This is a genomic window from Acinetobacter sp. SK-43 (assembly GCF_015351505.1).
Lineage (GTDB): Bacteria > Pseudomonadota > Gammaproteobacteria > Pseudomonadales > Moraxellaceae > Acinetobacter > Acinetobacter junii.
Map to the genome: position 1 here is coordinate 102,975 of NZ_JADKPY010000001.1, position 23,498 is coordinate 126,472.

Genomic DNA, 23,498 nt, shown 5'->3' on the forward strand with positions numbered 1-23,498 from the left:
TATATCCCTAATCTTATTTCTTATTCGCTTTAGAAATTGCTACTTTATCCAGTTTGTAATCAAGCTCTCCGGCAGATACAGCCCCCGCAACCACGGACCCATCTTCTAAGATCGTCATAGGTGTACCATCAAAACCGAGTTCGCGTGATAATTGAACATTGGAATCAACTGGATTTTCACACATACCATCTGATGTTGGTTCTATACTTGATACCAAATATTCTCTCCAAGCTTTTTGCTTGTCTTTAGAACACCAAATCTTTTTAGAAATATTTCTTGCGTCTGGATGGAGACTTACTAAAGGATTTGTGAATACATAAATCGTAACATTATCCAGTTTCATCAATTCTGGTTCGAGACGTTTACAAAATGGACATTGAGGATCACTGAATACTGCTAATTTCCGTGATCCATCACCTCTCTTATAAGTAATAGCATCTTTAATAGGTAGAGAACTGAAATCAATTTTCTTTAACTCATCACGTTTAGGAGAAGTTAAATTAGATTGATCTTTCATTCGAATAATGTCACCAAATAAAAAGAATTCGCCAGTTTCATCTGTATATGCCAGATTTTTACCCAGAACCACTTCATAGACACCTTTTATGGGAGTTTCGTCTACAGAAGCCACCTTAGTTGCGGGATAATTCTTTTTTAAATTTGCCTTTAAAGTCGCAATATCAGCATTCGCAGATACAACGGATGCTGATAAAGTCAAACCAATTAATAACTTTTTGAAAGTTTTCATAAATACTCACTTATAAATTTTAAAATTTGACATTACTGGTATCTGGGCTGAATCATCTTGTGACTCAATAACCGGTTCTGGTCTTAAATCCGAATTTGATCCGGCTCCATCATCTTCTTGAAATGAATTGGACTGATTACTAACACTCTGCTCTTGTATTTCAGTCGGTGGGACGGACGTTCCAGATTGAAGAATGCGGTGATTATCTTTAACGATCTCCAAAATCTCGCTTAACATACGTGAGTCTATTGATTCTTGGTTAAGGGGTATTTTGGGTGGCAATAAATCTGGAGCATTAGCTCCGCCCCTAACTAATAATCCGTTCCTGTTGTACCACCGAAGGATTTCAATCATTATTTTTGGAAATGCACCATACTTAAGTGTATTCACCCATTTCAGAATTTCTGGGTCTGAATCACCTCTAATGATTATCTTGGCTTCCTTCGATTTCATAAGCTTAATCCGCGATGCTAGAAGGATCATTTAAAGCTTGAGAAATACCAAATTTCCTCATACCAATTGCAACGGAAAAACGAGCATTCTCCGCCAACTCACATTGTCTCCAGATTTGTTTAAGCTCGTTGTATACTGACTCTGATCCTCCACCGGCGATAATGATGTGATCAATTGTTCGCGCCTGATTTCCAATATAATTTTTAACATCCTGCACGACTGTACTAACTGTCATCGGAACAGATTGTTTAACTAGATCGCTAACGTCTCTAGTTTCACCAAACTCTTTTAATTTGCCAGTGCGCATAATTTCTTGGCATTCGATCAAAGTTGTGGATGTGCCTTGTGCATTGAGTTTATTTTGCAGTTCGCTAACTGCCTTATACATCCCAACACTTGATCCTGAACTTTCCTGAATCCATTGAAAATTATTCATCAGTAAAATGTCAGTCGTAAAATGTCCAACATCAATTACTGCAAACTTTTTCATAGCAGCACTAGTGCCGTTTGGTTTATATCGACCTTCATCATTTAGTAAGCAATCCTGAAAAACGCCCCACGGCTGTGGTACTGGTAAGACTGCGCAATTGAATACGGATTTGACTTGTTTAAAAAGTAACTCAGAGCTTGATTCGAAAGTATTAACAGGTAATCCTGCAACAATCATTTTTGGCACTACTCCATAAGACTTAAGGTATGTCTTAGAACGTATAAGAAGGGCTTTATGCTCCACACCTTCCAACCAATTGCTAACTAAACCGACTGTTTGACTTGCACCTTGCTCTATAGCTGTTTCACCAATAAAAAATTCCTCACCATCAACTTCAATAGTGTTTTCACGGGTGACTTTAGGGTTCGCATCATAGGTTAACTTTCGTGCAGGACTAACCACTGATGGAATAAAGTGGGTTTTTACTTGATTATTAAATAGAAATGCGATCTTAACGCCACTTCTACCAACGTCTAGCCCAACCACTACTTCCTTCGGATTTATTTTTGCCAATTTGCATCGCTCCGTAACAATCCAAGAATTAAACTATTATAAAAATAATAGAAATTAAATAATTCTAATAATAATATATTGTATTTATTATTTCCAATAATAAATAAAATGTTAAATAAATATTAATTTATTGATAAATAAAAAAGGGTCCATCTAGGACCCTTTATAAATTTCATTTATTTAGCGATAAACACGCAGCAAAGCACCATCAAGATATGTGTTAGAGAAGGTGTTTTCAAACCATGTCAAGCCATCTCGTGCGAAGTAAATATTTGTAAAGAGTACATTCATAGCCCCCACGTTCTCTGCTGTTTGCCATGTTCGTGTCATGATCGCAACTGCACGACCATTTTTATCATATTCAACAAAAACCGGATCATTATCGAATGTATTTGTTGCACCGCTAAATTCTACAACTTCCTGACGTAAACCCGCATTAACCCTACCACTTATATAACTCTTATATACACGTACTTCATGCCCCTGTGCCTTTGCTTGGTCCACAAAGTATTTTGCCGGCAAGTCTTTTTCAGAATTATAAGAGTTAGTTCTAATACGGCGTAATGCCTCTTGAGCATTACCTTCATGATTCACATCACGGCGCAAAAAAATAGTGCCACGATCTTTAGACTTAAGTTGAAAATTTGCAGCAATCAATGGTTTTGCCAAATGAATTTCAAATGTTCCTTTTTCATCTCGCGTTGTATATAGAAAGGCATCACGAATTTTGGTATTTGCCATATTATTATATAAATCTTCTTGCTGTTTCGATATGGCTGTTGAAATCGCAGAAGAAGCTTTTTCAATTGCCTGACAACCAGTAAAAGTCCCCATAGTTGCCACCAACATTACAGAGAGCAATATTTTTTTCATATAAAGTCCAAAATAATTATTCAATAATATTAAAATAATATTATCAAACAAAAGACAAATCTATAGTTTTAAATAATAAATTATTATTTTTTGCAAACTCCCTCAAATCATCACCGGATATTCCATTCTTCTTCGCAACACGTTGAATACATGTATTTTTTCCATTTTCATAGAAATATTTGATTTGATTTTCAATCATTGAGCCTATGTGTGAATATTCCATAAGTTTTGATAAATCATTCCAATCACTATCATTTGAGTATTTTTCTTCATCTGGAAATACAGGAAAAATGAAAGGTGAGTTGTGTAGATAGGAGTATTCAAATCCTTTGTAAAGTCCAACTTTAGTTTGTTTTTTACGGTCATTATCAGTACATATAATAACTTCTACGTGCGCAAACTTTTCTTTAAGCAGCTTTAGAACCACCCCAATATTGTGAACATCAAAACACACAAAGATGACCCCATCCGTTGCAAGATACAAACTATAACCCGTGGCATAACCCTCACAGAGATAGATACGTTTTGTTGATTTTTTCCAATCCCCCAAACAATAAAAAGCCCCCACCGTTGAAATATCTATACGTTGAAGCTTTACACCCTGATCAGTAATTCTCTGATAAGTAACAAACTGAAGATCAAGATTTATAGCCGGAATTAATAAATCTCCTTTGCGAATAAAAAAGTAATCCTTATCCTTGTGTTCTTTTTTAAATTGATTGTAATAAGAGCCAATTTTTAGGTCCTGTTTACAAATAATTAAACCCCTACCCGCAGGAACACCTTTCTTTTGCAAATATTTCTGTTGATCTGGATCAGCTCTTTCATCTTTTAATGATAAATATTCCTCTAATGCCTTCTTGCTTAAATTTAACTGCAACTCGCGTTCTCTGCGCTCCTTCTCAGCTATGTTTTTTTTATATTCTGCCTCATTAAATTTTGGCTTATTTTTCGATATTGATTTATCTTTTGGTTCATACCAAAAGTAATTGGTTTGTGGCTTAGATACCTCTTTCCCAGTTGTTTTATCAACTACACTAAACAATGTCCAAATGATCATAGGATTGCCAGAAGTCGTTAAGTGACCATCAACATATTTATAGCGACCAAAAGCCTTGTTCTTATAGCCATCTTTAAAAAACCGCCCCCCTTTCGAGGTGTCATCGAATGATTTTTTTAGATAAAAACCTTCGGATTTTAAAAGGTTTTCGAATTGCATTAAGAACTCTTGATGATTGTACCCCAGATTAGCCATATTGCTGCTTTACCTCACCTTTATCATCAAGGAATAAAAAGCTTGTCCATACATCAATTTCACTAAGATGCTGACCACCATTCATTTTCACATTCTGCATTATGAACATTGCATTGTTCTTATATAGAGGTTGCGTATTCCCACGTTCTTTATAGCTTTTGATTGTTGCTGATATGATATTAAGCGTTCTATCTGACGGACGAATTCTTGATAAATCGATCGAAGGGTCCTTTTCACAACAAATTTGAATATTTTTTATTAACGTTGTATGTGAAATACCTTTTTGATTTAGCAAATTTTGAATTGGGTCATTAGATGCGGACAAAGATGTTTTAATATCTCTTTTCTTAACACTTGTTGATCCAGTTTTACGCTTATATTTGAAATTTTGGTTGGTACCCTGAGTTAACAGCCAACCATTTGCTTTGCATTTAGCAAAAAAGCTTTTATGGTCCTTAGAGAAGTCTTTATATGTCGCATATTTTGCTTCATTAATTATAGATAACTCTCTAAACCGGACATCAGCTTTACGAACAATTGGAACAATCGAGGTAGCCATCTCATTCAAGCCTAGTACACGCATACCATCAAGACTTCTTAATCTACTCAAAGCAACATATCCCTGCCCACTTTCAAAAGTTCCAGACAAGTCAATTTCAGCCCGATCCAAAGTCATACCCTGACTTTTATGAATCGTTATAGACCATGCAAGTCTGAGAGGCAATTGAACTACACTTGCTATTTCGTCACCTGAATCATCCAAAATAGCCCATGACTCTGGTTCAACGAAAATTTGACCACCGGTCGTTAATTTCACTACAGGAATTAAACCGTGATCATCATGCTTATATGTTCCCGTTACTATTCCAGTACTGCCATTACAATAGCCCATTTCTTCATTGTTTTTTGTGAACATGACCAATGCGCCAACTTTATATTCAAATGTGTCTGGTATGCGGCTTTGATTTTTAATCATGTCACAAAGCCCTGCCACACCATTCATTTCAATATCATGTGTAAACGATTTATTATTAATTTTGGCTAGATGTTCAGAGTTGATTCTGTCTACATCTTCATTATGGGTATATAACTTTGTTATATCACCACCATCCAGTAAGTTTGTTCTCGTGCCGCGAATTAATTCCAGACTTTCCGGTGTTACCGCATTATCACGAATTTGATTTAGGATTGTTGTTAAAACATCTCCATTTTGTCTGTATTGTTTTGTTAGATAGCAGATTGAAAAATTAGCCTCAACCCAAGAATCAGACATAAAACAGAACTTTTTTGCACCAGTGCCGTTTCCTTTTTCTACTGGAGGCAATTGAAAAAAATCACCGCAAACAACTAATTGAATTCCACCAAACGGCTCATTACTCTCCCTACAATATTTGAGAACTTGGTTTAACATTTCAAATTGCTTAGAGTGCAGCATTGATATTTCATCAATAAAAAGTACCGCCGTATCTTTAATTGATACTTTCTTCTTCTTTATTTTATCCAAATCTTTAATGGATAAAGAATCTCTTACGCCTATCCCACTCCACGAGTGTATCGTGGTGCCCTTTAAATGACTTGCAGCAATGCCAGTGGAAGCAGTGATAGCATACTGAATACGGTTCTTTTTAAGATGACCGATATATTGATTTAAAGTATAGCTTTTCCCTGTACCGGCAGAGCCAGAAAGAAAAACGTTTGCACCAGTCTTTAAGATATTAAGGGCTAATTCTTGTTCCATGCTACGAAAACCGGCATAAGTTAATTTAATATATAATATACCACTTTTTTACAATACTTACAAAAACATTTTTTTCAAGCAAAGTAATTCAGTTAAAAAACTTCAATTTAATTTGCGATCAAATTATAGTATAAATATAGATAATATTTCACTAATGATGGATTTAAAAATGATTAAAAATATATTTTTAATTTTAATTACAACACTTAGTTCAGCTACATTTGCAAATACAGAAGAAACAAGGACTTATAACCAACCTCCAGTTGTGACTGGTGAATTTGAAGTTGAACAGGAAGATCAAAAACATCTGGCTAAACTAGCAAAAGACACAGATACAATTCAAGTTGAATCTGATTTTTTAGGCATTAAAAAATTTGCAAACGAAACTTTTAACAAAAAGAAAATAAAAGAACGTTTCGATGAAGGTGTAGCAAAACTACGTGAAGATGAAAGTAGCATTAGCACAGGAAAACTTGATAGATAAGTCAACTTAACCACCGAATGTTAAATTAATTATTATTAATAGTTTAACATTCATTTATAAATCTTTAATTGTTATTAAAAGAAATCAATTCTATAATATTTTTAATTCAGTCAGTTTCAAAAAATCCCAACTGAATAGCTTTTTATATAAATTAGAGTGATTCCCAGATGACAGAACAAACCATTAACATTCATTCAGCAGAAAACCTTGAAGAAACAACTGGAAAGTACATAATTGGAATAAAAAATGGGGTTGCTATGGTACGATACCCGAACAAGCAAAAATTTCGTGCCGAGGTTGCAGCAGATGGTTTTGATATAATTACGGTAAATGAAGTAAATGCTAATTTAATCTGGAAAAAAACTATAAATCTTTCAGTACAAATTGTTGAACCGATGAATATGAAGCGTAAAATCTAAATTACGCTTTTTTTGCTTTGCATACTGCAATAGTTTTATTACATTCACCTACATTAAAAAAACCTATATGACATTGGTTTATAGGTATATCCAAACTTTTCGCTAACCACTCATAAGCTTCTTGCCGAGCGGCAGTTTTTGAGTATCCTTCTAATATTTTACCCTTCCAAACTTTATCAAATTCGGCATGAGCTAATACCCTCTTTTTTCTTAAATCTGATTTTGCAAGTGTACCGAACGGTTTCTTATTTATATCATGCATTCCTACCCATGCTTCGCAAGGTTCACAATAGTAAAATTCCTTATTGCTCAGTTTATGCCCTGCCCCATACAAAACACCACCTTGTACAACTTTAGAAATTGCATTGCAATATTGGCAACGGACACGTCTATAGAAAACTTTTCCTGCTTTGGCTTGTTTACTATTTTCCATAAAATCCTAATACACAATCTTAAATTTTTGTTCGAATTGATGAATCGCCGTGTCCCTACCCTGTTCATAGAAATACTTAACTTGCTCATCAATCATATTACTCATATCCACATCAGATTTAAAATCTTGTAATTCATTCCAAGTTTTAAATTGCTCATTTTTTTTACCAGTCGGAAAAACAGGGAAAATGAAAGGCATATTAAATTCTTTAGCATACATCAAGCCCTTCTTAATTCTGGCTTGGTTTTTAGTTAATAAATCTTTTGCAGTAGCAAAAATAAATTTAGCATCATTTTCTTTGAAGATTACAGACCGAGCCACGTCAGCAATATTTTGTACGTCAAAACACACTAGAACCGTTTTATTTTTTACACGATGTAGTGTGCTACCAGTTAAATAATCTTCACATAGAATATATTCTTTATCATTTGAAGGATATGGACCAATAGCAAAGAATCCTCCTTTGATGCTCGAAGCAATGCGGACATTTTTTGCATTAATTTTATTAACCGATAAATAACTTAGAAAATCACCGTTAACATTTCTAATTGGAATCAATAAATCATTTTTATCTACTTTAAATGTGCGTCCGGCATCAAGCGTAGCATCACCTACATGGTTATGTTCAACAACGAATTTCTTTTTAGCTAATCTCAGACCCTGAGAAGCAGATACACCATTATCTTTCAAATAGGAATGATCAGACTCCAAAGCTTGCCGACCGGCAATATCCTCAAACTCTGTTTCTAGCATTTTTGAAATCGCAGAAGGTACTCCCGCCAAACTATGATTTTCAATTACATTATAATTATTGCTGAATTCACCATTGATGCTGTCTCTAATAAGTACTTTATACACGCCTCCATTTTCGTTTGGTTGTACAAAATTATACTTACCAACAACCGTATTATCGAATAAAGATTGGATTGATCCCGAATCAAAATTTCCTAATGAGTCAGGAACTACTTGGAGATTTAAATCGTGTAATTGTTTATCTAATGCAATTAACATATTTGGTGTTGAACGGGATGAACTTGATAAAACATTTTTAGCCTTATCAAAAACCTTTTTTTCTCCTTTCATAACTGAAATTAGATAGCCACATGCACTTAAGAATAAGTATGACAAAAAGCCAAAACCAAAAACGTAAGCAACAAGAGATAATAAGTCAGTCATAATAGTAAACCTTAAGTTCATGTTAGAATTATAAAATATATACCGCAAAAACACAATATTATATATATTATTTTTTAATAATTGTTTTTAAGAAATTCTTTTTGCCGATCGGCAAAAACCTACTTGAGAAATGAAAGACAAATTTTGAAATTTGTCTATTTGCTATTAAATAGCTCATCCTCTTATTAGTTTATTATAGTTACATGAATTTGCCGATCGGCAAATTTGTTTACATAAAATTTACTTTGATAATATTCTTCTCACCCAATCAGAAACCAGATTTACATTTGATTTAGCTGCATCCGTAGCTAAATTGACCATTTCTGATCTATTCTGCTTTACCATAGAATTTACTTGATTGGAAATTGGAGGAATGTTTTCTGAACCTTGCTTTGGTAATTGAAAAAAGATTGCACTTGAATTGTTCGATGCTACTCGAAATGATTTCATGTTAACGGCTTCATGAGAATTTACAGGCAGAATAAAGCGATAATTAAAAATCTCTGATTGCGAGGCTTTTGGAAAGAACTTTATACCACTGTAAAGCTGTAATTGGTTAATAGACACGTAGTCATATCTGCCAGATTCATCATTGATTGCAACATACGCTCCGGCAACATTCAGTTTTGGGAACAACACAACTTTATATATATGGCTTGGGACCAAGACGTTGTTCCCAATTTTTCTTAATTTATTTCCAAGAAATAATGGACCAGTAATAACATAGACAGGTTGATTGTTCCTTGTAACAAATGCTCGTAAAGCTTCTTCAATCAAACGCCATTCTTCTTGATTGTTATGAGGACTTTGAGGAATCATATTAACAAGTGAAAAACTTTCATATTGATCTTGAACAGTGAACCGATCGGCACTCGGAGACAAATGCCCACGATCAAATGATGAACCTCTGTAGTCTGTTAATAAACTTCTATGTTGGAATGGTATGCGTTCTTCCTCATGGAAAGTATTATTCCTTTTTATTTGATACGCCGCTTTTAAAGATTCCGGTGTTAATAGTGATGCAGACCAAAGACCTGTTTTAGATATACCAGAATAACTGACTGCAAAGCCTGAAAAACATAATTCATAAATGTCCTTAGATAAAAGGGCATTTTCAATAATAGGTGGAACTTTTGCATAGAAAATTTTATTGCAACGTTCCAAAGTACTTGCATTAGAGCTTGCACATGCAAAAAAAAGTAAAAATGATAAGCTCTTAATTATTTTCACTATCTTTTCCTTTATCTTTTATATTGAGTCGCTCAGATATACGGTATTTAAGTCGGGAAACAGTATTGTTGATATGGGTTATACTATAGTTCCATCTTTTGATTGCCTCATATTCATTATTGAAAAGTACATATTCTTCTGGATTTAGGACAACAATTTTCGTTGCTAAATCAGTACCTATTTTTAAATCAAAAAAATCAAAGAGTGAATAAAAATGAAACTTACCGAATTTTTTTAGGAATTGCATGACATCCGAATTAAACTCAATTTTTGCCGATCGGCAAAACGTGAAAGTTTTATCCTGATTCAAACATTCAGGTACAATATCAATGAATTTCCCTTGGTTCTCAAAGGTCATTAAAGAATCCAAACGCCGTTTGGCATAATTGGTGATTGTAAAACTTGCCGTTCGCGAACAAAAGTCACCCTGACTAATGCTATTTAATAGTTTGGAAGGGGGCGGCTCATTTTGTCTGTTCGGAATTTTTGGTAAATCTGTTTCTTCTACGATGTTCAACTCAATAGCTTTTCTAAAGACTTCATTGATACCGTCAATACTATCTAAATATTTTAGATTTGTTGAAGAAAAAATTTCCATTTAAGCATAAGGCACATGTAATAAATAATAATATTAACAATATATTATATTTATTTCAATTCAAAATAAATTACTTATGTTATTGTTTTTTTTATAAATATCTTTATAAAAATAGAATTTACTATAATTTATCTTGTAGCTGAATTGCAGATTTAGAATTATTAAAATATTAATGTTTCATTAATATTAACATTATTTATAATTTATAGCATAATAATAGTTTATATTCTCTTTTCGCAAACAGACACATCAGGCATTAAAAAATGAAGTTAAGAGAGCATCCTCACAGATTTCAAATCTTATGTGGGTTAATTTGCGCAAGTCTTTTTACTTTACTTACCATTTATGTATCATTTAGTGATAGTAAAGCTAATAAAGCTTTTCAAAAGGGTAGGGTAGGTCAGCAGGCTGCTACAGGACGTTAAATTTGCCGATCGGCAATTATCTTTGTTTTCTAAATTATTTGCGTAAGCCAATAATTGTATGCGTTAGCTATGCCATCAAAGCATTGAGTGTCAGCGAAAATGCCGCAGCGAAAGCGAAGCAAATTTTGGTTTTGAACCTCAAAATGAGATTCAAAACCCGAAAATTAAAACAATTCGAGCTGTAAAGCTAGTTTGATTTTTCCATCTACAAGCATCTTACACTTATGCTTTTTCGTTGGACCTTTTGTCGTTCTAGTTTCATCATACAAACTTTTAGAGTCGTTATAAGAATTAGTCTCAACGTGCAGTGTTGCGTTATTAGTTCTCCCTGTATCTGCATTTTTAAGTTTTGAAGTTAAGCTACTAATTTCAATAGCATTTTCTAAAAGAAGTTCTTCAAATTTCGCCTCTGGTTCAACATCCGACAAAGCTATTTGAATTAAATTAAGTCGCAACTTCTTGTATTGAAATTCTGTTTCTTTATCAAATACTTGACCAATTTTAGGTTTTATCTGCGAAATAATTTCGCTTGCATTTTTAAGTTCTGTGCTAATTTTGCATTCAACTTCATTAAACTCAATACCAATACGTTTTGACAACGTAATAAGCATACTTGCGACATTGATAACAGTTATTTCGTGTTTTTTGATAGCCAATCTTGATATTTCGTATTCCTCATCAACTGTGGTGACAACTAAATGACAATTCATCGAATTTTGTCTATGTAAAGGTAAGCCAAATAAATAACCTAGTTCGTCAGAGTCGTAAGCCGTAATAATTTTATATATAACCTCCGCAGCTCCAATAGAATTTCTAAATACTTCACCAGTCGGAGAAACATAATGGAATGGTTTATCCTTATCTTTCAAACATTCTTTTACCATTGTTTTAGCGCGTGAGTAGGAGCAGGGGATAGCATCTATGTATATCTTAGCTTGTTGCTCTTTAAGTTTTAGTAAGAATTCAAGAGCATTCCCATAGTTGGTAAATATCTGATCATTGATACTGATATTTAACTGCTCAGCTCTAAGAATAGCTTCCTCATATAAAGGGGCGTAGTAATTCAATGCGCTTTCCAGATAACTTTCCCGCTTACTAGGTAATGTATTTAATGCCTTTTCAGATTTTGAAACTTGCAAAACAAAATTAGCTTGTTGTCTTGAATAGTTTGCTTTTAAACGTTCAATTTTTTGTATCTCAGCTTCTAACTCAACCCGCTCAAGCATTAAGGGATTGCCGGTCGCCAAAGCAGCAATTTCTTTCATGCTTATGGCATCAGCCTCAGCACCAAAATCAATAGTATGCTGCCCGTTATAGTTTCGGAAGATACCAATCATTTTCAGCTTAATACTGTTTAGCTCCCACATTCGCGCATCTGAAGAATGCTCAGTCACATAACAGCTAATGCCAACCTCAAACATATCGCCTAATAATTCAAACAGTAGATTTCCTTGTCTTAAAATTCTTCCTTCTCGTTGTTCAATATCACTAGGTTTAAAAGTAATGTCCGCATGGTGCAAATGAACTAATCGCTTTTGAACATTTGTACCACAACCCATTTTTGCAGTAGAGCCTACCAAAACTCGAATCTCACCAGAATTGACTAGATCAAAGATTTCCTGCTTTTCTTGGTCTGTTTTTGCTTCTTGAATGAATTTTATTTGATTACTTGGTATCCCCAATGAAATTAAATTGTTTTTTATTTCCTGATATGCCGACCAGTTAGAATCTTGTGCCAATCTGATAGCTTCTATTTCATGCACATTAAAGCATTCCAATCGATCTTCAAGTATTTGTATTGCGGTCTCGTTTTGTTCATCTATAGCCTTATTCAACCTACCAATAAGTGAATCATATTGTTTAATGAGTTTCACATCACTATTGGATTTTGGAACAGAACGATCAAGAAAAATTAATTGAGTTCCTTTTGAATGATTCCATTCGTTATATATCGAAAACACATTATTGGCTAAAGCTGTAATTTTGCCTCCTGTTTCACCAGAATACTTAACGGGGTCTACACATCTGGCAGATAAGGATAGTTTTCTTGCTAAATCCATCAGTCTTAGACGTTCACTATTGCGATCCTTCAAATCGGAAATATTTTCCAATTTTTCATATCGCTGCAAGATTTGATCTAATATTTCTCTTTGTTCAACTGTCGGCTTAACAACATGTGTTTGACGACCGCCATTCGCAACACGAGGAACAGGGAAATCTTTACCTGTAGTCTCTCTATGAATTCTGTTTAAATCTTCTTTACTGATAGAGTCTGCAAATTGAAACCATAAGCCCATCATTGAACTTAAGTTTCTCCACTCCCTTGCAAATCGCGTTACTTGTTTTAATTTACCTGATTCAGTAGCTTCAAACTTAGTTACGTTATCAGCATACAACCGCGCCCAATTATCGAAATGGTCTAAGTTCAATTCTTTAAGAATATTAGGAATTAAGAAGCGTTTGATATTGTAAATTTCAACAGCACTATTCGATACTGGCGTACCGGTGTAGCAGCCCGCAGAACCATTAATACTATGTAAATACAAAAATTTGATATACATATCAAAAGCACGGTAGGAACCACTAGGATTTCCCATTCCTACAACGTTATTTAAATTGCTGTAATATTGAAGATTTTTATAGGAATGGAATTCGTCCACCTCAATATTATTGACCCCAAGCAGATCAAATGTAATCAATTTATCTTCACGCTTAAGGTTTAATCCATTCGATAATTTTTTCTCTAATCGTTTTTTCAAAGTCACAAGAGCTTTTGCCGTTCTACGCTGACCACTATTTGTCTCAATTTCTAATAAGGCATTTTCGACCGTATCAATTTCATCTTGTATAAATTTATCTTGGATTGAATCACTTAATTTAATAAATTCAAAAGATGAATGTGCCATGATTACTACATCATAATCACCAGTTGCAATCCTGCAAAAAAGACGTTTACGGTTTTTCTTTGCAAAATCATTAGGTGTAGCAGCTAAAACTTTTGCCGATGGGAACAATCTATATACATCTGCTGCGAATTGGATAACTAAATGGTTTGGGACAATAATTAACGATTTTTTTGTTAACCCCAATTGTTTTCTCAACATTGCTCTGGCAATGGAAATAAAGCTTTTCCCTGCACCAACTGTATGATCATAAAGGGTAAATTGTGAGAGTACACCACGGTAGATCGCATTTAGCTGATGTTGCCTAAACTCAATGATCGAATCTGGCACTTTACCTTCTAAGATAATATTTGAGCCTTCAAACTTTGGAACTACATAAGAATTAAACGTCTGGTTATAGATTTCTTCAAGGTTTTCTAAAAGGTGCGTTTGACTGTATAACCATGTAATAAATTCTTGCTTCATTGTTTCTGCAAGAGAGATTGCTAGTTCAGTTGCTTCTGCATCAAAAACTTTTACATCACATTTTTTTATAGTGCAATAATCATTTCGAATGATTCTTATTGTAACGTTATTAAATAGATGTTCAAGAAGCTTAAGTAAACTCAAGTTATCTGTACTATAAAGTGCTGATTTCGCAGCACTTGGTGTACATACTAGGTCATATACGTTTGACACTCTTTCATAAAAGATTTTCGCGTTTGGATCATCGGAAATATAACGAATAAACGATTCATATAAGCTTACTGGTAGCCAAGTCATCCCTAGTGATATTGAAATATTTTCTAAGTGAATATATTCAGGTTGAACGGCTAGAAGTGCTTGCTCAGCAATTGCATCACCATTACTTTGCGCATATTTAAGTTTCTTTCTGACATTTCCAGATAGATAGACACTCTTATGAACCCATTCATAAATTTGGTGATCAAAAAAGATTTGCGGGGTAGGGGTGTTTGTATAAAGCTGATCTATAACTTGTTGATTATCCATATCTAACAGATCAGCCATATATTGTATATCAACACCTCCTTTATAACTTAAAGACAAACTCAGTGCATGAGCGCAATCAACAGCCTTTCTTGGTCGAATTTGTTTGAATATCACACGTTGACTAAAAATAGCTGCTTTGGTTGCATTCTCATCTTGAACAATTCGATAATTTTGTTTGCCGGTCGGCAAATATCCCACAAATTCCTTAACAGGTTTTTTATAGCCATCCTCTAAAGCAAGTAGCAACCCCGCATCTGGCAAATCATTAATTAAACTTAATGTTGCACTTGCATTGATATATCCAAATTTCTTTAAAAAATTATCGTATTTGGTATTTAAAATAATTCTGTTACTTTCAATTTCATCAATACTACAATCATTTGATTCAAGTTTGAGCTGTTGATTCAAGCATTCGCGCAGATCGACAAGAAGCTCCAATTTTTTCATACGTGTTTTGCCGAGCTTAGATCGAACGCCAATTTCATCAAGTTCTATAAATTGTTTTTCGTAAACAATTCTACCATTTGAGTAGCCTTGGTCATTGACCTCGTAAACTTTATTGCCTAGTTCATCAAGCTTCGGAATTTTAGAATAATAATTTCCACTGACATGAAAAACATATTTGTCGGACCAAACCGTATCTTCACACAATATTTGAGTTTTGTACCTGAAACCAGAATCAACATCTTGCTCAATAATTCTATACAATTCTCCTGTCTCGGTCTTATCAATTACACCTATTTCCTTACCCGACATTTCTATATACAAGTGAGCTACCAGAGCATCAAATTCAGTCTGAATTTCAACTAGATTCGGTACTTCTGCATCTTGATTGACTTTAAAAGTAATATCTACCCAATTTGTTAGGCTTACTTCTAAATTAGCAGTCGGAGCAATAAATAACTCACGACCAAACGGACCGCTTTTAAACTCAATTTGACCGGCAAGATTTTCTGGATTTTTACTAAAAAATCGATTTAAAAAGAGATTCTTCCCATTTTGATCATCAATGACATCTGCATTTACCCATACAGGAAAACTTACACCATCTGTACCATATTTTGAACGTGCAAAATTTTCATCATTTAAACATTTTCTTTTAAATACAAGAATATCCGTAATTACCTCTGTATTAGAGGTTGTACCATCTTTAAATGCACCAGACGGCAATCGGAATGCTGAAACTAAATCAGCAAGAAACGAAATTTCTTTTCTAGCTTGCGCATCTGAACTATCTAATACATATCGAGAAACAACGAAAACGGCGTACTTATTATGTTTTAAAGACTGTAAACTTTTTAAAATGAACTGATTGTGAATAGAGAAGCGATTGTATTCTAAAAAATCCGTTAAATTTATGCCGAAATCTCCATAAGGAGGATTGCCGATAATGAGGTCAAAGCATCCTTGTTGTAATGGCAAATTTTCGAAACCAGTTTCGAAAATATATGAACCTGTATTATTGATAAGCTTTGCAATTCTCGCGCTTATTGGGTCATTTTCGACACCTATAAAACGCATATTTTCAGGGGAAGGGCATTTGTAAATGAATTTACCTGTACCGCAACTTGGTTCAAGTACTACACCTTGATCTTGCCCAAGGCGCGCTATTATTTCCCACATCGAGGAAATGATAACATCTGGTGTATAAAATGAATCTGTAATCGAAGCCCGTGCGGCTGTGTATTCAATATCCGCTAAAACTTCTCTTAGGAGAGAATTTCGAGTTGCCCATTTTTCAGAAACAAAACAATTTTCAGAGTCAGGAAATACTTTTGCAAGACTGCCCCAACCAATATACCCCTTTAATATTTCTAATTCATTTTCAGTAGGGAGGGTGCCGTTAGCTTCATGTTTTTTTAAACATTTAATTGCTTCTATATTATTATCAAAATGATGAATTTCTAAAAAAGATAATTTCTCTAAGTTCATTAAATATGCTCCAAAGTTGATTTTATAATTATACAACTTATACCGCATATTTAGCATATTATAATAATATTTAACGACATATTCTGTCGCTTTTAAAAACATTAGATTCTAATAAGCACATGTTTTAATTAAAAAATTAAATCGTGCTATTCGTTGAATAGCACTCTGGATGCGCTAGCAGATAGAGTACAAGCGCAAGCGGGCACGGCGACAGAGTTAAAAACTCTGCAAAATTTAGTTTTTGTTAGTCGGTACTGCGCCAGAAAACTTTCTTTTTTTAATTACGACAATGCTGCCGTTTGAACTTAAGCTTTTCGAAAGGATTTGATCGCTTTGTGCATTAGTAGATTTTTTACTTTTGACTTTATTAGCCTTTTTTATAGTTGATCGAATCTTAGCTAAAGACTGTTTAAATATTTTTTCTGCTTCTCTTAAGGGTAAAATAATGTTGAGTTCTTCTTCTGATAGTGATTCGAACTCCTTTAAACCTTCGCCAATTTTATTTAATTGGAATTTTTCTATCAATTTTTTATTTATAATGACATAGAAATGGTGGTCTCCCATCTGAACTACGCCATAATTAAAGGCACCTAATACATTAAAGCCTTTTAAATTCACTAACTTACTATAAATTAGGAAGCGAAAGATTTCTGTTCGTTCAGCATGAAAAAATTGCTGTTTCTTCGTTAATTGCTTAAGTTTAAGCTTTAAGGCATTTAGCTCCTCATCACTTGCTGTGTAGGAGCTAATTACCTCTTTTAAACGAAGAATTTCATTTTTCCGTTGATTTGCAATTTGTGATAACACGAATAATGCTTTTGATAAATTTTTAAGATTTTTTTCAATAGACGAGTTTTTCTTACCCTTATTCATGGCAGTAATCCAAAGTTGATATTTATAAAATATAAAAGATATACCGCAAATATACAAGGATTTTAGATGTATTTTTACATTATTAAACGTACAACTAATGCCACGACTAAAGGTGGTAAGCCTGCAACAATAAATCTCGTGAGTTTTGTATTAGAGTTAAGTGCAAATCTTTTCACATAAGAAATATATTTCAATGCAAATAATGCACTTGATGCTAAACAGGAAAATAAAACACTCAAGCCAAATGAAAGATAAATTTTATCTAAAGGAATTACTTCGCCCACGAACTTGAAGTATTGATAAAAAATACTAGCTATCATGAATAAAAGGCATAGTACACCTAATCCTGTACCAAAAATCTCTAAATTTTTATCTTTTTCTTTGAAAAGATATTTAGTACAGACCATGCAAATATTCATTAGAAGTGGTATCAATAATAAAGCTACACTAATCAATATGTTAGTTAAGAAAAAACCCTTTGGATCATCGCCTTTTATGAGTAAATATAAAGTAGTAAAAGGCATGAAAACGACAGGGAAAAAATTTAAGTACAGCACTTTAAACTTCTCTGTCTTTGAAATTTCCATTTTACTCTCAACTCTCATACATTCACCTGATACGATATTCAATATTGATGAATTTTTTTACCTAATTTGGTAAAATATTTCATCAAACTGTTAAATATTATTAATTTGCACAATATACCACATATATGACATATATTATGTTAATATCCTTGACTTAAATGTATATTTAATTAGTATTTTCTACAAAGTTATTTTCATGGTGTTCCTATGGACTTAGACCCGATTTCATTATTGAAATCAAAAGTAGTTCCTCTTTTTAAAAATGAACTCGCCGAACTAGATTCTGAAATAGGGATTTGTGAAGTATTTGGCACAAAAGAACAAGTTTATTGTTGGGAAGATTCCTACGGCGTTCATTACTCGTATTCTGACGCAGCAAAAGTTTTCACAATCGGCAGTTACGATGTTATTGGATTAAATCAAGGTACTTGGGCAGCTCCTAAATCTGCAATGCGATTTATGGATTACAAGGGTGCCTTTATGATTGTACCTGTTGACAATGCTGCCCCTGAATTGTGGTGTTCTGGGAACTACTACAAAAAGCTATCCCCCAAAACGCCATTTAAAACTAAAGAATTAGCGGGGAATGCGGCTTATTTAGAACTGATCGAAGATAGACGTTCAATGCTCGTTATCGAAGTTTCTATTCGAAAAGAGCTATACCTCAAGAACTTAATGATAGGTGATGAAGATCATTTGGTTTTAGCAACATTAAATGGCTGTGTGATAGTCCCAAGAAAGGGGTGGAGCGAATTTAAATCAGCTTATTTATCTCTGCCCAAACCTAAGAGAACAGAGGCTTTAATCCTTTTACGTTCACTTACTTCTGGATCGCTACAATCAGCCAATCCCCGTGTTCAAAAATTCTTTGCCGAATATAAGGATTTTGCTTCAATTTCACAAAAAACACTTCCTTCTTACCCTCACGCTAGAATGATTTGGTTAGCAGCTTTAGGAGCAGCAGTTTAATGAAAGCCTTTAATTTTGCATTCAAACAAGCCGGTCCTGATTTGCATACTACGCTTTTTAATAACCTTAAGCGGCTTAACAATCACGATTTTGATTTAAAAAATGAAAATCGAGCAAAGCTAGTTTTCCATTCAATAAATGAGAGAATCATGGTCCGAAGTGCTATTAAGCCTTCTGGGATTACTTCTATCGAAGAAACGCTCGATGTTGAGCAAGGAAATAGGATAAAAGGGACCGTAACTTTAAGTCAGATTAAGCAATGCTATTTATCTAAGGATGAAATTGCGAATTTCATTAAAGAAAAAGGGAGAGAACCCAATAATAAGGAAATTTATCCATATTTATTGATGACTGGTGAACGACTAGATCAATACATTGTGACCTTATTTGCTAAATCTGGTATGAATTTAGAGAAATTTATTCATATAGAAAATGGGAGTCGTTATTTCAAGAAAACGGATACATCCTTTAAAGCCATTGATGTTGTTTTCGAAGCAAAAATCACTGATATACAACTCTTTGAAAAGGCTTGGTATAACGGTATCGGTCGTTATAAAACCATGGGCTTCGGTATGTTAAGGGTGATCAACAATGAAGGATGAATTCTTAAATCTTATTGAACAAGTGTTTGGTAAAGATGGTGCCATTGTTAAATTGGGTGGTCGTTATAGTGATCAGCAGCTTCAATATGCTCAGCATGTAGGTCAATCTCTGATTGAAAATAATAAAGTTGCATTTTTAGAAGCTGAGACAGGTATTGGCAAGAGTCTGGGTTACTTTGTCCCTACCTTACTCTATTTATATCTCCAGAAGCGTAATGGTAATAACATAAAGCCCATAGCCATAAGTACTTTTACGAGACAACTCCAAAAACAGATTTTTCTTAAAGACGCACCTTTCGCTAAACAAGCTTTGAATCAAATTGGTCTTGATACATCCGAAATTACCATAGCATACCGCATGGGTAGAACCAGTTTTTTTTCTAAAAGTAGAACACAATTAGCGTGTGAACGTATATTGTTTGAAAACCCAGAAAGAAAAAATGAATTAAATAATTTTCTACGCCATGCACACATTAGTTGTGATTCTGGTACCGGATTAATATCTGACTGGTTAAATGATTACGGTTCATTTCCAGAGGGTATCAAAACTACGGATATTTGCTTGCTCGCAAGACAACAAGTAGATAATGATGCTTACCTCCTTCACCTTCAACAAGCAAAGAATGCTGATTGCCTTATCACAAATCACGCAACTTTAATCAACTTTAAAAAAGTCGGCATAGAGGCTAATTCATTTAGCGCAATCTTCTTTGATGAAGCCCACAAAATTGAAGGGATTTGTCAGGATCATTTCAATTATCACAGCAGCTTCAAAGAGTTGATCCGGTCCCTCATAAGCACCTATAAAATATTTCCTTCTGTTAAAGAAATCGATAGCGCAATTGATCTATTGTCAGAATTACAGAATTCAATTTCGTCCAGACACAAAAGAACCAAAGATAATTACATTACCTTTGCTAACTCTCCGGAGGATATAACTCATTATTTTCAAATAATTGATAAGTCGAGTAAATTACTGAAAAAAGCTTCAAACAAGATAGATAAGTATCTTGAACAAAGCGAGCTTGAAGCTGAAACGGCGAACGCTCTAACAAACTTTGATTATGCTGCTAGAGTATTGGAATTCTGGAAGCCAAAACAACCATATCCGCATATTATTTCTGCTATTCATTTCTCTCCAGTTATACGGAAGATGTCTTTAGCAACAATCAATATTTTTGGTTCAAGACTAATGGCATGGATGTGCAATGAACTCTCAGATAAAGCCATTTATACCAGTGCAACGATTTCCGACAATAAATCAACTCTTTCGTTCAAAGTGATTGCTAATACACTAGGCTACAAAGATGAAGAAATCGGGCAACAATGTTCACTTTCTCCAACCAGATATGGAGAAATGAATTTTGTACTGAGTCAAAAGAAAATTAACTCACCAATACAAACTTTTGATGATGAACAAACAGAATTTGATCCTGATTGGCTGAATAATGTATTAGGGATGATTGAAGCAGCTTATGATGAGGGTGGGGCTGTACTTTGTCTTACAACATCTCACCACGAATCTAAAGTCATTAGTGACCATCTTTCCCACCTATCATCCTTAATTTCAGTTCATAAAAGAAATACTGCTCTGAATGAATATTTGACAGACTTCATTAGTGGGAAAGTGAAAATATTGATTACTTCTGCCGGATGGGAAGGGTTAGACGTTAGACAAGCTGATGGTAGTCAACTGATTAAACATGTTGTCATAAGTAGAATACCCTTTAGCCCTCCTGATGATCTTTTAGAATATTTTTATAATGAATACGTTAAATTCAAGATGAAAGATGGTAAATACCAAGCGCAGGGTATTAGTTGGTTAAATCAAGTCAACAATGTAGTTCCTAAACTTAAGCAAGGTTTGGGGCGTGGTGTGCGAGGACCAAACGATAAAGTAAAAATCTGGATTGCTGACCCTAGAATGCCTCATTCCAATAGCGAACGTGCCAACTCAACGCTTATGTATGCCATTCCTAAACGTTTTCTTATTAACTACTCAAAAGCATCGATATTTGGAGAGCAAAAAACAGAGGTCATCATGATATGAAAAAATTAAAAATCACTCTCGAAATCCTTGCTCCAATTGAGGTTCCTAAATTTCCTATTCATCTGGATGGACTACTATTCTGGTCCATTATTGACCACTCTGAGTTCAGTGAAAGTCAGGCTATAGATTATCTGGATACCATCTTGGATAAGGAAAATGGAATCTATAAAACTTCTGCTCTTATCTATACAAGAAGCCTTAAGCACCCATTAACTGCCTGCGAAACGAACCATCCTACCACGGTTAACTGGAATGAGTTTTCACTTCCTTTATCAAAAAAGGTGGGGACTATCGTAACTAAAACAGGTTATTACAGAAAGAAAATGACCTCTCGAAATGCTCTCTCTGTAGCATTTGTTGAGTTCTATGCGGTTGGTGATGCCAATAAAATTAGACACCTGTTAGAACTTGCAGGATTTATTGGTCTATCTAATAAACAAGGTTACGGAGAAATTGGTGAAATCATCATTGAAGAAATTGAAAATGATTACAGCTTTTTCTTGGAGGATGGCTCTATTGCACGCAATTTGCCAGTTTCAATGTTACCAGAAGGCTATCAAGGCTTAAAACAGCAACTACCACTTAAGCCTCCATACCGATCAGCAGAAAGACATCTCGCTGCGCTTCCCGAATTTACTGTTATCACATATTAATTTTTCTGGAGAAAAACATGACTGTTACATCTAATACTACTGCAAAGAACTATAAATTTGTTGGTACCATAACTACTATTCAACCCGTATCTATTAGCTTGCCTAAAACTACAGGTATGCCAATTAACTCGCATGGCTCTGCATATATCCCTGCTTCTTCTATTCGTGGATTTTTAAGAAGCATTGCTCATCACGCAGTAGTCTTAGAACTCGAAAAAGCAGGAAAAGTACTGTCAGTAGACCAACATTACATGAATGCCTCTGGTGTAGATACTGCCCGAGTGGTCAAGCTTGGTGGGGGGTATGAAGCGGTCAATAAAAATTTACCTATCCGTAAAAAAAATCCCTTACTTTCTCTTTTTGGCAACTTTGTTGTTGGCAGTCACTCTCAAATCGGTAATGCCCTTGCAAGTCCAAATGAAAACCCTCTAGTAGTACTTGGGAATGGTTCACGTAGTCATGTTTTTACTCGTAATAAAGATTTAGTAAAAAGCGTAGATGAAAATGAATTAGAGTATCTACAAAAAGTAATGAGTGCTACAGCAGATACGGCAGAACAAACGGGCAGTATCAAGGATGAAATTTCAAAATTGAAAAAACAATTGAGTAAAGCTGATCCAGAAGCTAAAGCCGCAATTTTTGCTCAAATTGAAACTCTGAATGATGAAATGAAAGAGGTAAAAGAATCTCGTACTGGTAGTACTGAGTCCATTCAGCGAATTCTTGATGGGTTTGAGGCAATTGATGCCGGATACACACTATCACATCGTATACAAGTTACGGATGTTACCGGTGATGAATTCGAGTTCTTTTTGTGGGTCCTTTACAAAGCAGGATATGATTTTCGTATCGGGGGTCACTCGAATCTTGGATGTGGTCAGATTCATGCTGAATGGGATGTTTCGGTTAGCTCATTAAATGATCCGAAACCTACAAAATTGGGCAAAGTTTTAATGGGTGATGATGGATTTGAAGCGGTTCCAAACAAAGACGTGATTGATAATAAGTTAGTCTTTGATCCTTCAAAAGTTGAAGAAAAAATTCGTAATGGAACTTATGATTTCACTACTTACTAAACAATCAAACGATAAGTATAAAAGGAGG

At 34.3% G+C, this 23,498-nt stretch carries 20 protein-coding genes; 7 read left to right on the forward strand and 13 right to left on the reverse strand.

From position 1 onward, the window contains the following. Positions 1-13: 13 nt before the first annotated feature. From IRT38_RS00575 to IRT38_RS00600, 6 genes are all read right to left on the reverse strand, one after another. The gene (locus IRT38_RS00575) at positions 14-748 is read right to left on the reverse strand and encodes a DsbC family protein (RefSeq protein WP_194596746.1); all 735 of its coding nucleotides are present in this window, start codon (positions 746-748) and stop codon (positions 14-16) included. A 6-nt stretch (positions 749-754) separates the two neighbouring features. Then, complete coding sequence (locus IRT38_RS00580; RefSeq protein WP_194596747.1) at positions 755-1,201, reverse strand: hypothetical protein; 447 nt, start codon at positions 1,199-1,201, stop codon at positions 755-757. A gap of 4 nt (positions 1,202-1,205) precedes the next feature. Continuing rightward, the gene (locus tag IRT38_RS00585) at positions 1,206-2,204 is read right to left on the reverse strand and encodes a ParM/StbA family protein (protein WP_194596748.1); all 999 of its coding nucleotides are present in this window, start codon (positions 2,202-2,204) and stop codon (positions 1,206-1,208) included. Positions 2,205-2,384: 180 nt separating this feature from the next. Next, positions 2,385-3,077 carry a hypothetical protein gene (locus tag IRT38_RS00590; RefSeq protein ID WP_194596749.1) on the reverse strand — a complete coding sequence of 231 codons (693 nt, stop codon included), beginning with the start codon at positions 3,075-3,077 and terminating at the stop codon, positions 2,385-2,387. A gap of 43 nt (positions 3,078-3,120) precedes the next feature. Next, positions 3,121-4,296: a hypothetical protein gene (locus tag IRT38_RS00595; RefSeq protein ID WP_194596750.1), complete on the reverse strand. Its 1,176-nt coding sequence runs from the start codon at positions 4,294-4,296 to the stop codon at positions 3,121-3,123. Positions 4,297-4,324: 28 nt separating this feature from the next. Then, a complete protein-coding gene (locus tag IRT38_RS00600; RefSeq protein WP_194596751.1) occupies positions 4,325-6,070 on the reverse strand; it encodes a PIF1 family DEAD/DEAH box helicase in 1,746 nt (581 codons plus the stop codon). Between the two features lie 169 nt (positions 6,071-6,239). Here IRT38_RS00600 and IRT38_RS00605 point away from each other — a divergent pair, with 169 nt between their 5' ends. Next, positions 6,240-6,554 carry a hypothetical protein gene (locus IRT38_RS00605; protein ID WP_194596752.1) on the forward strand — a complete coding sequence of 105 codons (315 nt, stop codon included), beginning with the start codon at positions 6,240-6,242 and terminating at the stop codon, positions 6,552-6,554. A 167-nt stretch (positions 6,555-6,721) separates the two neighbouring features. Beyond that, a complete protein-coding gene (locus tag IRT38_RS00610) occupies positions 6,722-6,973 on the forward strand; it encodes a hypothetical protein (RefSeq protein WP_194596753.1) in 252 nt (83 codons plus the stop codon). Between the two features lies 1 nt (position 6,974). Here IRT38_RS00610 and IRT38_RS00615 read toward each other — a convergent pair whose 3' ends face one another. From IRT38_RS00615 to IRT38_RS00645, 7 genes are all read right to left on the reverse strand, one after another. Further along, positions 6,975-7,406 (reverse strand): zinc-finger-containing protein, encoded by a 432-nt coding sequence (locus IRT38_RS00615; protein ID WP_194596754.1) that lies wholly within the window; start codon positions 7,404-7,406, stop codon positions 6,975-6,977. Positions 7,407-7,412: 6 nt separating this feature from the next. After that, positions 7,413-8,582, reverse strand: coding sequence for a hypothetical protein (locus IRT38_RS00620; protein WP_194596755.1), 1,170 nt, complete (start codon positions 8,580-8,582; stop codon positions 7,413-7,415). A gap of 240 nt (positions 8,583-8,822) precedes the next feature. Next, positions 8,823-9,812 (reverse strand): DNA/RNA non-specific endonuclease, encoded by a 990-nt coding sequence (locus IRT38_RS00625; RefSeq protein WP_194596756.1) that lies wholly within the window; start codon positions 9,810-9,812, stop codon positions 8,823-8,825. Further along, positions 9,799-10,410, reverse strand: coding sequence for a hypothetical protein (locus IRT38_RS00630; RefSeq protein WP_194596757.1), 612 nt, complete (start codon positions 10,408-10,410; stop codon positions 9,799-9,801). Before IRT38_RS00630 ends, IRT38_RS00625 begins: the two co-directional genes overlap by 14 nt. A 589-nt stretch (positions 10,411-10,999) precedes the next feature. Then, positions 11,000-16,660 (reverse strand): Eco57I restriction-modification methylase domain-containing protein, encoded by a 5,661-nt coding sequence (locus IRT38_RS00635; protein WP_194596758.1) that lies wholly within the window; start codon positions 16,658-16,660, stop codon positions 11,000-11,002. A gap of 234 nt (positions 16,661-16,894) precedes the next feature. Then, the gene (locus IRT38_RS00640) at positions 16,895-17,533 is read right to left on the reverse strand and encodes a hypothetical protein (RefSeq protein ID WP_194596759.1); all 639 of its coding nucleotides are present in this window, start codon (positions 17,531-17,533) and stop codon (positions 16,895-16,897) included. Positions 17,534-17,607: 74 nt separating this feature from the next. After that, positions 17,608-18,120 carry a hypothetical protein gene (locus tag IRT38_RS00645; protein ID WP_194596760.1) on the reverse strand — a complete coding sequence of 171 codons (513 nt, stop codon included), beginning with the start codon at positions 18,118-18,120 and terminating at the stop codon, positions 17,608-17,610. 207 nt (positions 18,121-18,327) lie between these two features. Here IRT38_RS00645 and IRT38_RS00650 point away from each other — a divergent pair, with 207 nt between their 5' ends. Genes IRT38_RS00650 through IRT38_RS00670 form a run of 5 tightly spaced genes read left to right on the forward strand, consistent with a single transcriptional unit; the run spans position 18,328 to position 23,470 of the window. Beyond that, positions 18,328-19,089, forward strand: coding sequence for a hypothetical protein (locus IRT38_RS00650; RefSeq protein WP_194596485.1), 762 nt, complete (start codon positions 18,328-18,330; stop codon positions 19,087-19,089). Next, a complete protein-coding gene (locus IRT38_RS00655) occupies positions 19,089-19,691 on the forward strand; it encodes a hypothetical protein (RefSeq protein ID WP_194596486.1) in 603 nt (200 codons plus the stop codon). Before IRT38_RS00650 ends, IRT38_RS00655 begins: the two co-directional genes overlap by 1 nt. Beyond that, positions 19,681-21,741, forward strand: coding sequence for a helicase C-terminal domain-containing protein (locus IRT38_RS00660; protein WP_194596487.1), 2,061 nt, complete (start codon positions 19,681-19,683; stop codon positions 21,739-21,741). The genes IRT38_RS00655 and IRT38_RS00660 overlap by 11 nt, the downstream gene beginning before the upstream one ends. After that, positions 21,738-22,394 carry a hypothetical protein gene (locus tag IRT38_RS00665; protein ID WP_194596488.1) on the forward strand — a complete coding sequence of 219 codons (657 nt, stop codon included), beginning with the start codon at positions 21,738-21,740 and terminating at the stop codon, positions 22,392-22,394. The genes IRT38_RS00660 and IRT38_RS00665 overlap by 4 nt, the downstream gene beginning before the upstream one ends. Positions 22,395-22,411: 17 nt before the next feature. Then, positions 22,412-23,470 carry an RAMP superfamily CRISPR-associated protein gene (locus IRT38_RS00670; RefSeq protein WP_194596489.1) on the forward strand — a complete coding sequence of 353 codons (1,059 nt, stop codon included), beginning with the start codon at positions 22,412-22,414 and terminating at the stop codon, positions 23,468-23,470. The last annotated feature ends 28 nt before the right edge of the window (positions 23,471-23,498 follow it).

Coding starts and splice junctions, on each gene's coding strand:
- IRT38_RS00580 (WP_194596747.1), bottom strand. CDS start 1,201: ATGAAATCGAAGGAAGCCAAGATAATCATTAGAGGTGATTCAGACCCA.
- IRT38_RS00605 (WP_194596752.1), top strand. CDS start 6,240: ATGATTAAAAATATATTTTTAATTTTAATTACAACACTTAGTTCAGCT.
- IRT38_RS00635 (WP_194596758.1), bottom strand. CDS start 16,660: ATGAACTTAGAGAAATTATCTTTTTTAGAAATTCATCATTTTGATAAT.
- IRT38_RS00650 (WP_194596485.1), top strand. CDS start 18,328: ATGGACTTAGACCCGATTTCATTATTGAAATCAAAAGTAGTTCCTCTT.
- IRT38_RS00610 (WP_194596753.1), top strand. CDS start 6,722: ATGACAGAACAAACCATTAACATTCATTCAGCAGAAAACCTTGAAGAA.
- IRT38_RS00615 (WP_194596754.1), bottom strand. CDS start 7,406: ATGGAAAATAGTAAACAAGCCAAAGCAGGAAAAGTTTTCTATAGACGT.
- IRT38_RS00575 (WP_194596746.1), bottom strand. CDS start 748: ATGAAAACTTTCAAAAAGTTATTAATTGGTTTGACTTTATCAGCATCC.
- IRT38_RS00660 (WP_194596487.1), top strand. CDS start 19,681: ATGAAGGATGAATTCTTAAATCTTATTGAACAAGTGTTTGGTAAAGAT.
- IRT38_RS00645 (WP_194596760.1), bottom strand. CDS start 18,120: ATGGAAATTTCAAAGACAGAGAAGTTTAAAGTGCTGTACTTAAATTTT.
- IRT38_RS00595 (WP_194596750.1), bottom strand. CDS start 4,296: ATGCAATTCGAAAACCTTTTAAAATCCGAAGGTTTTTATCTAAAAAAA.
- IRT38_RS00640 (WP_194596759.1), bottom strand. CDS start 17,533: ATGAATAAGGGTAAGAAAAACTCGTCTATTGAAAAAAATCTTAAAAAT.
- IRT38_RS00665 (WP_194596488.1), top strand. CDS start 21,738: ATGAAAAAATTAAAAATCACTCTCGAAATCCTTGCTCCAATTGAGGTT.
- IRT38_RS00630 (WP_194596757.1), bottom strand. CDS start 10,410: ATGGAAATTTTTTCTTCAACAAATCTAAAATATTTAGATAGTATTGAC.
- IRT38_RS00600 (WP_194596751.1), bottom strand. CDS start 6,070: ATGGAACAAGAATTAGCCCTTAATATCTTAAAGACTGGTGCAAACGTT.
- IRT38_RS00670 (WP_194596489.1), top strand. CDS start 22,412: ATGACTGTTACATCTAATACTACTGCAAAGAACTATAAATTTGTTGGT.
- IRT38_RS00590 (WP_194596749.1), bottom strand. CDS start 3,077: ATGAAAAAAATATTGCTCTCTGTAATGTTGGTGGCAACTATGGGGACT.
- IRT38_RS00620 (WP_194596755.1), bottom strand. CDS start 8,582: ATGACTGACTTATTATCTCTTGTTGCTTACGTTTTTGGTTTTGGCTTT.
- IRT38_RS00655 (WP_194596486.1), top strand. CDS start 19,089: ATGAAAGCCTTTAATTTTGCATTCAAACAAGCCGGTCCTGATTTGCAT.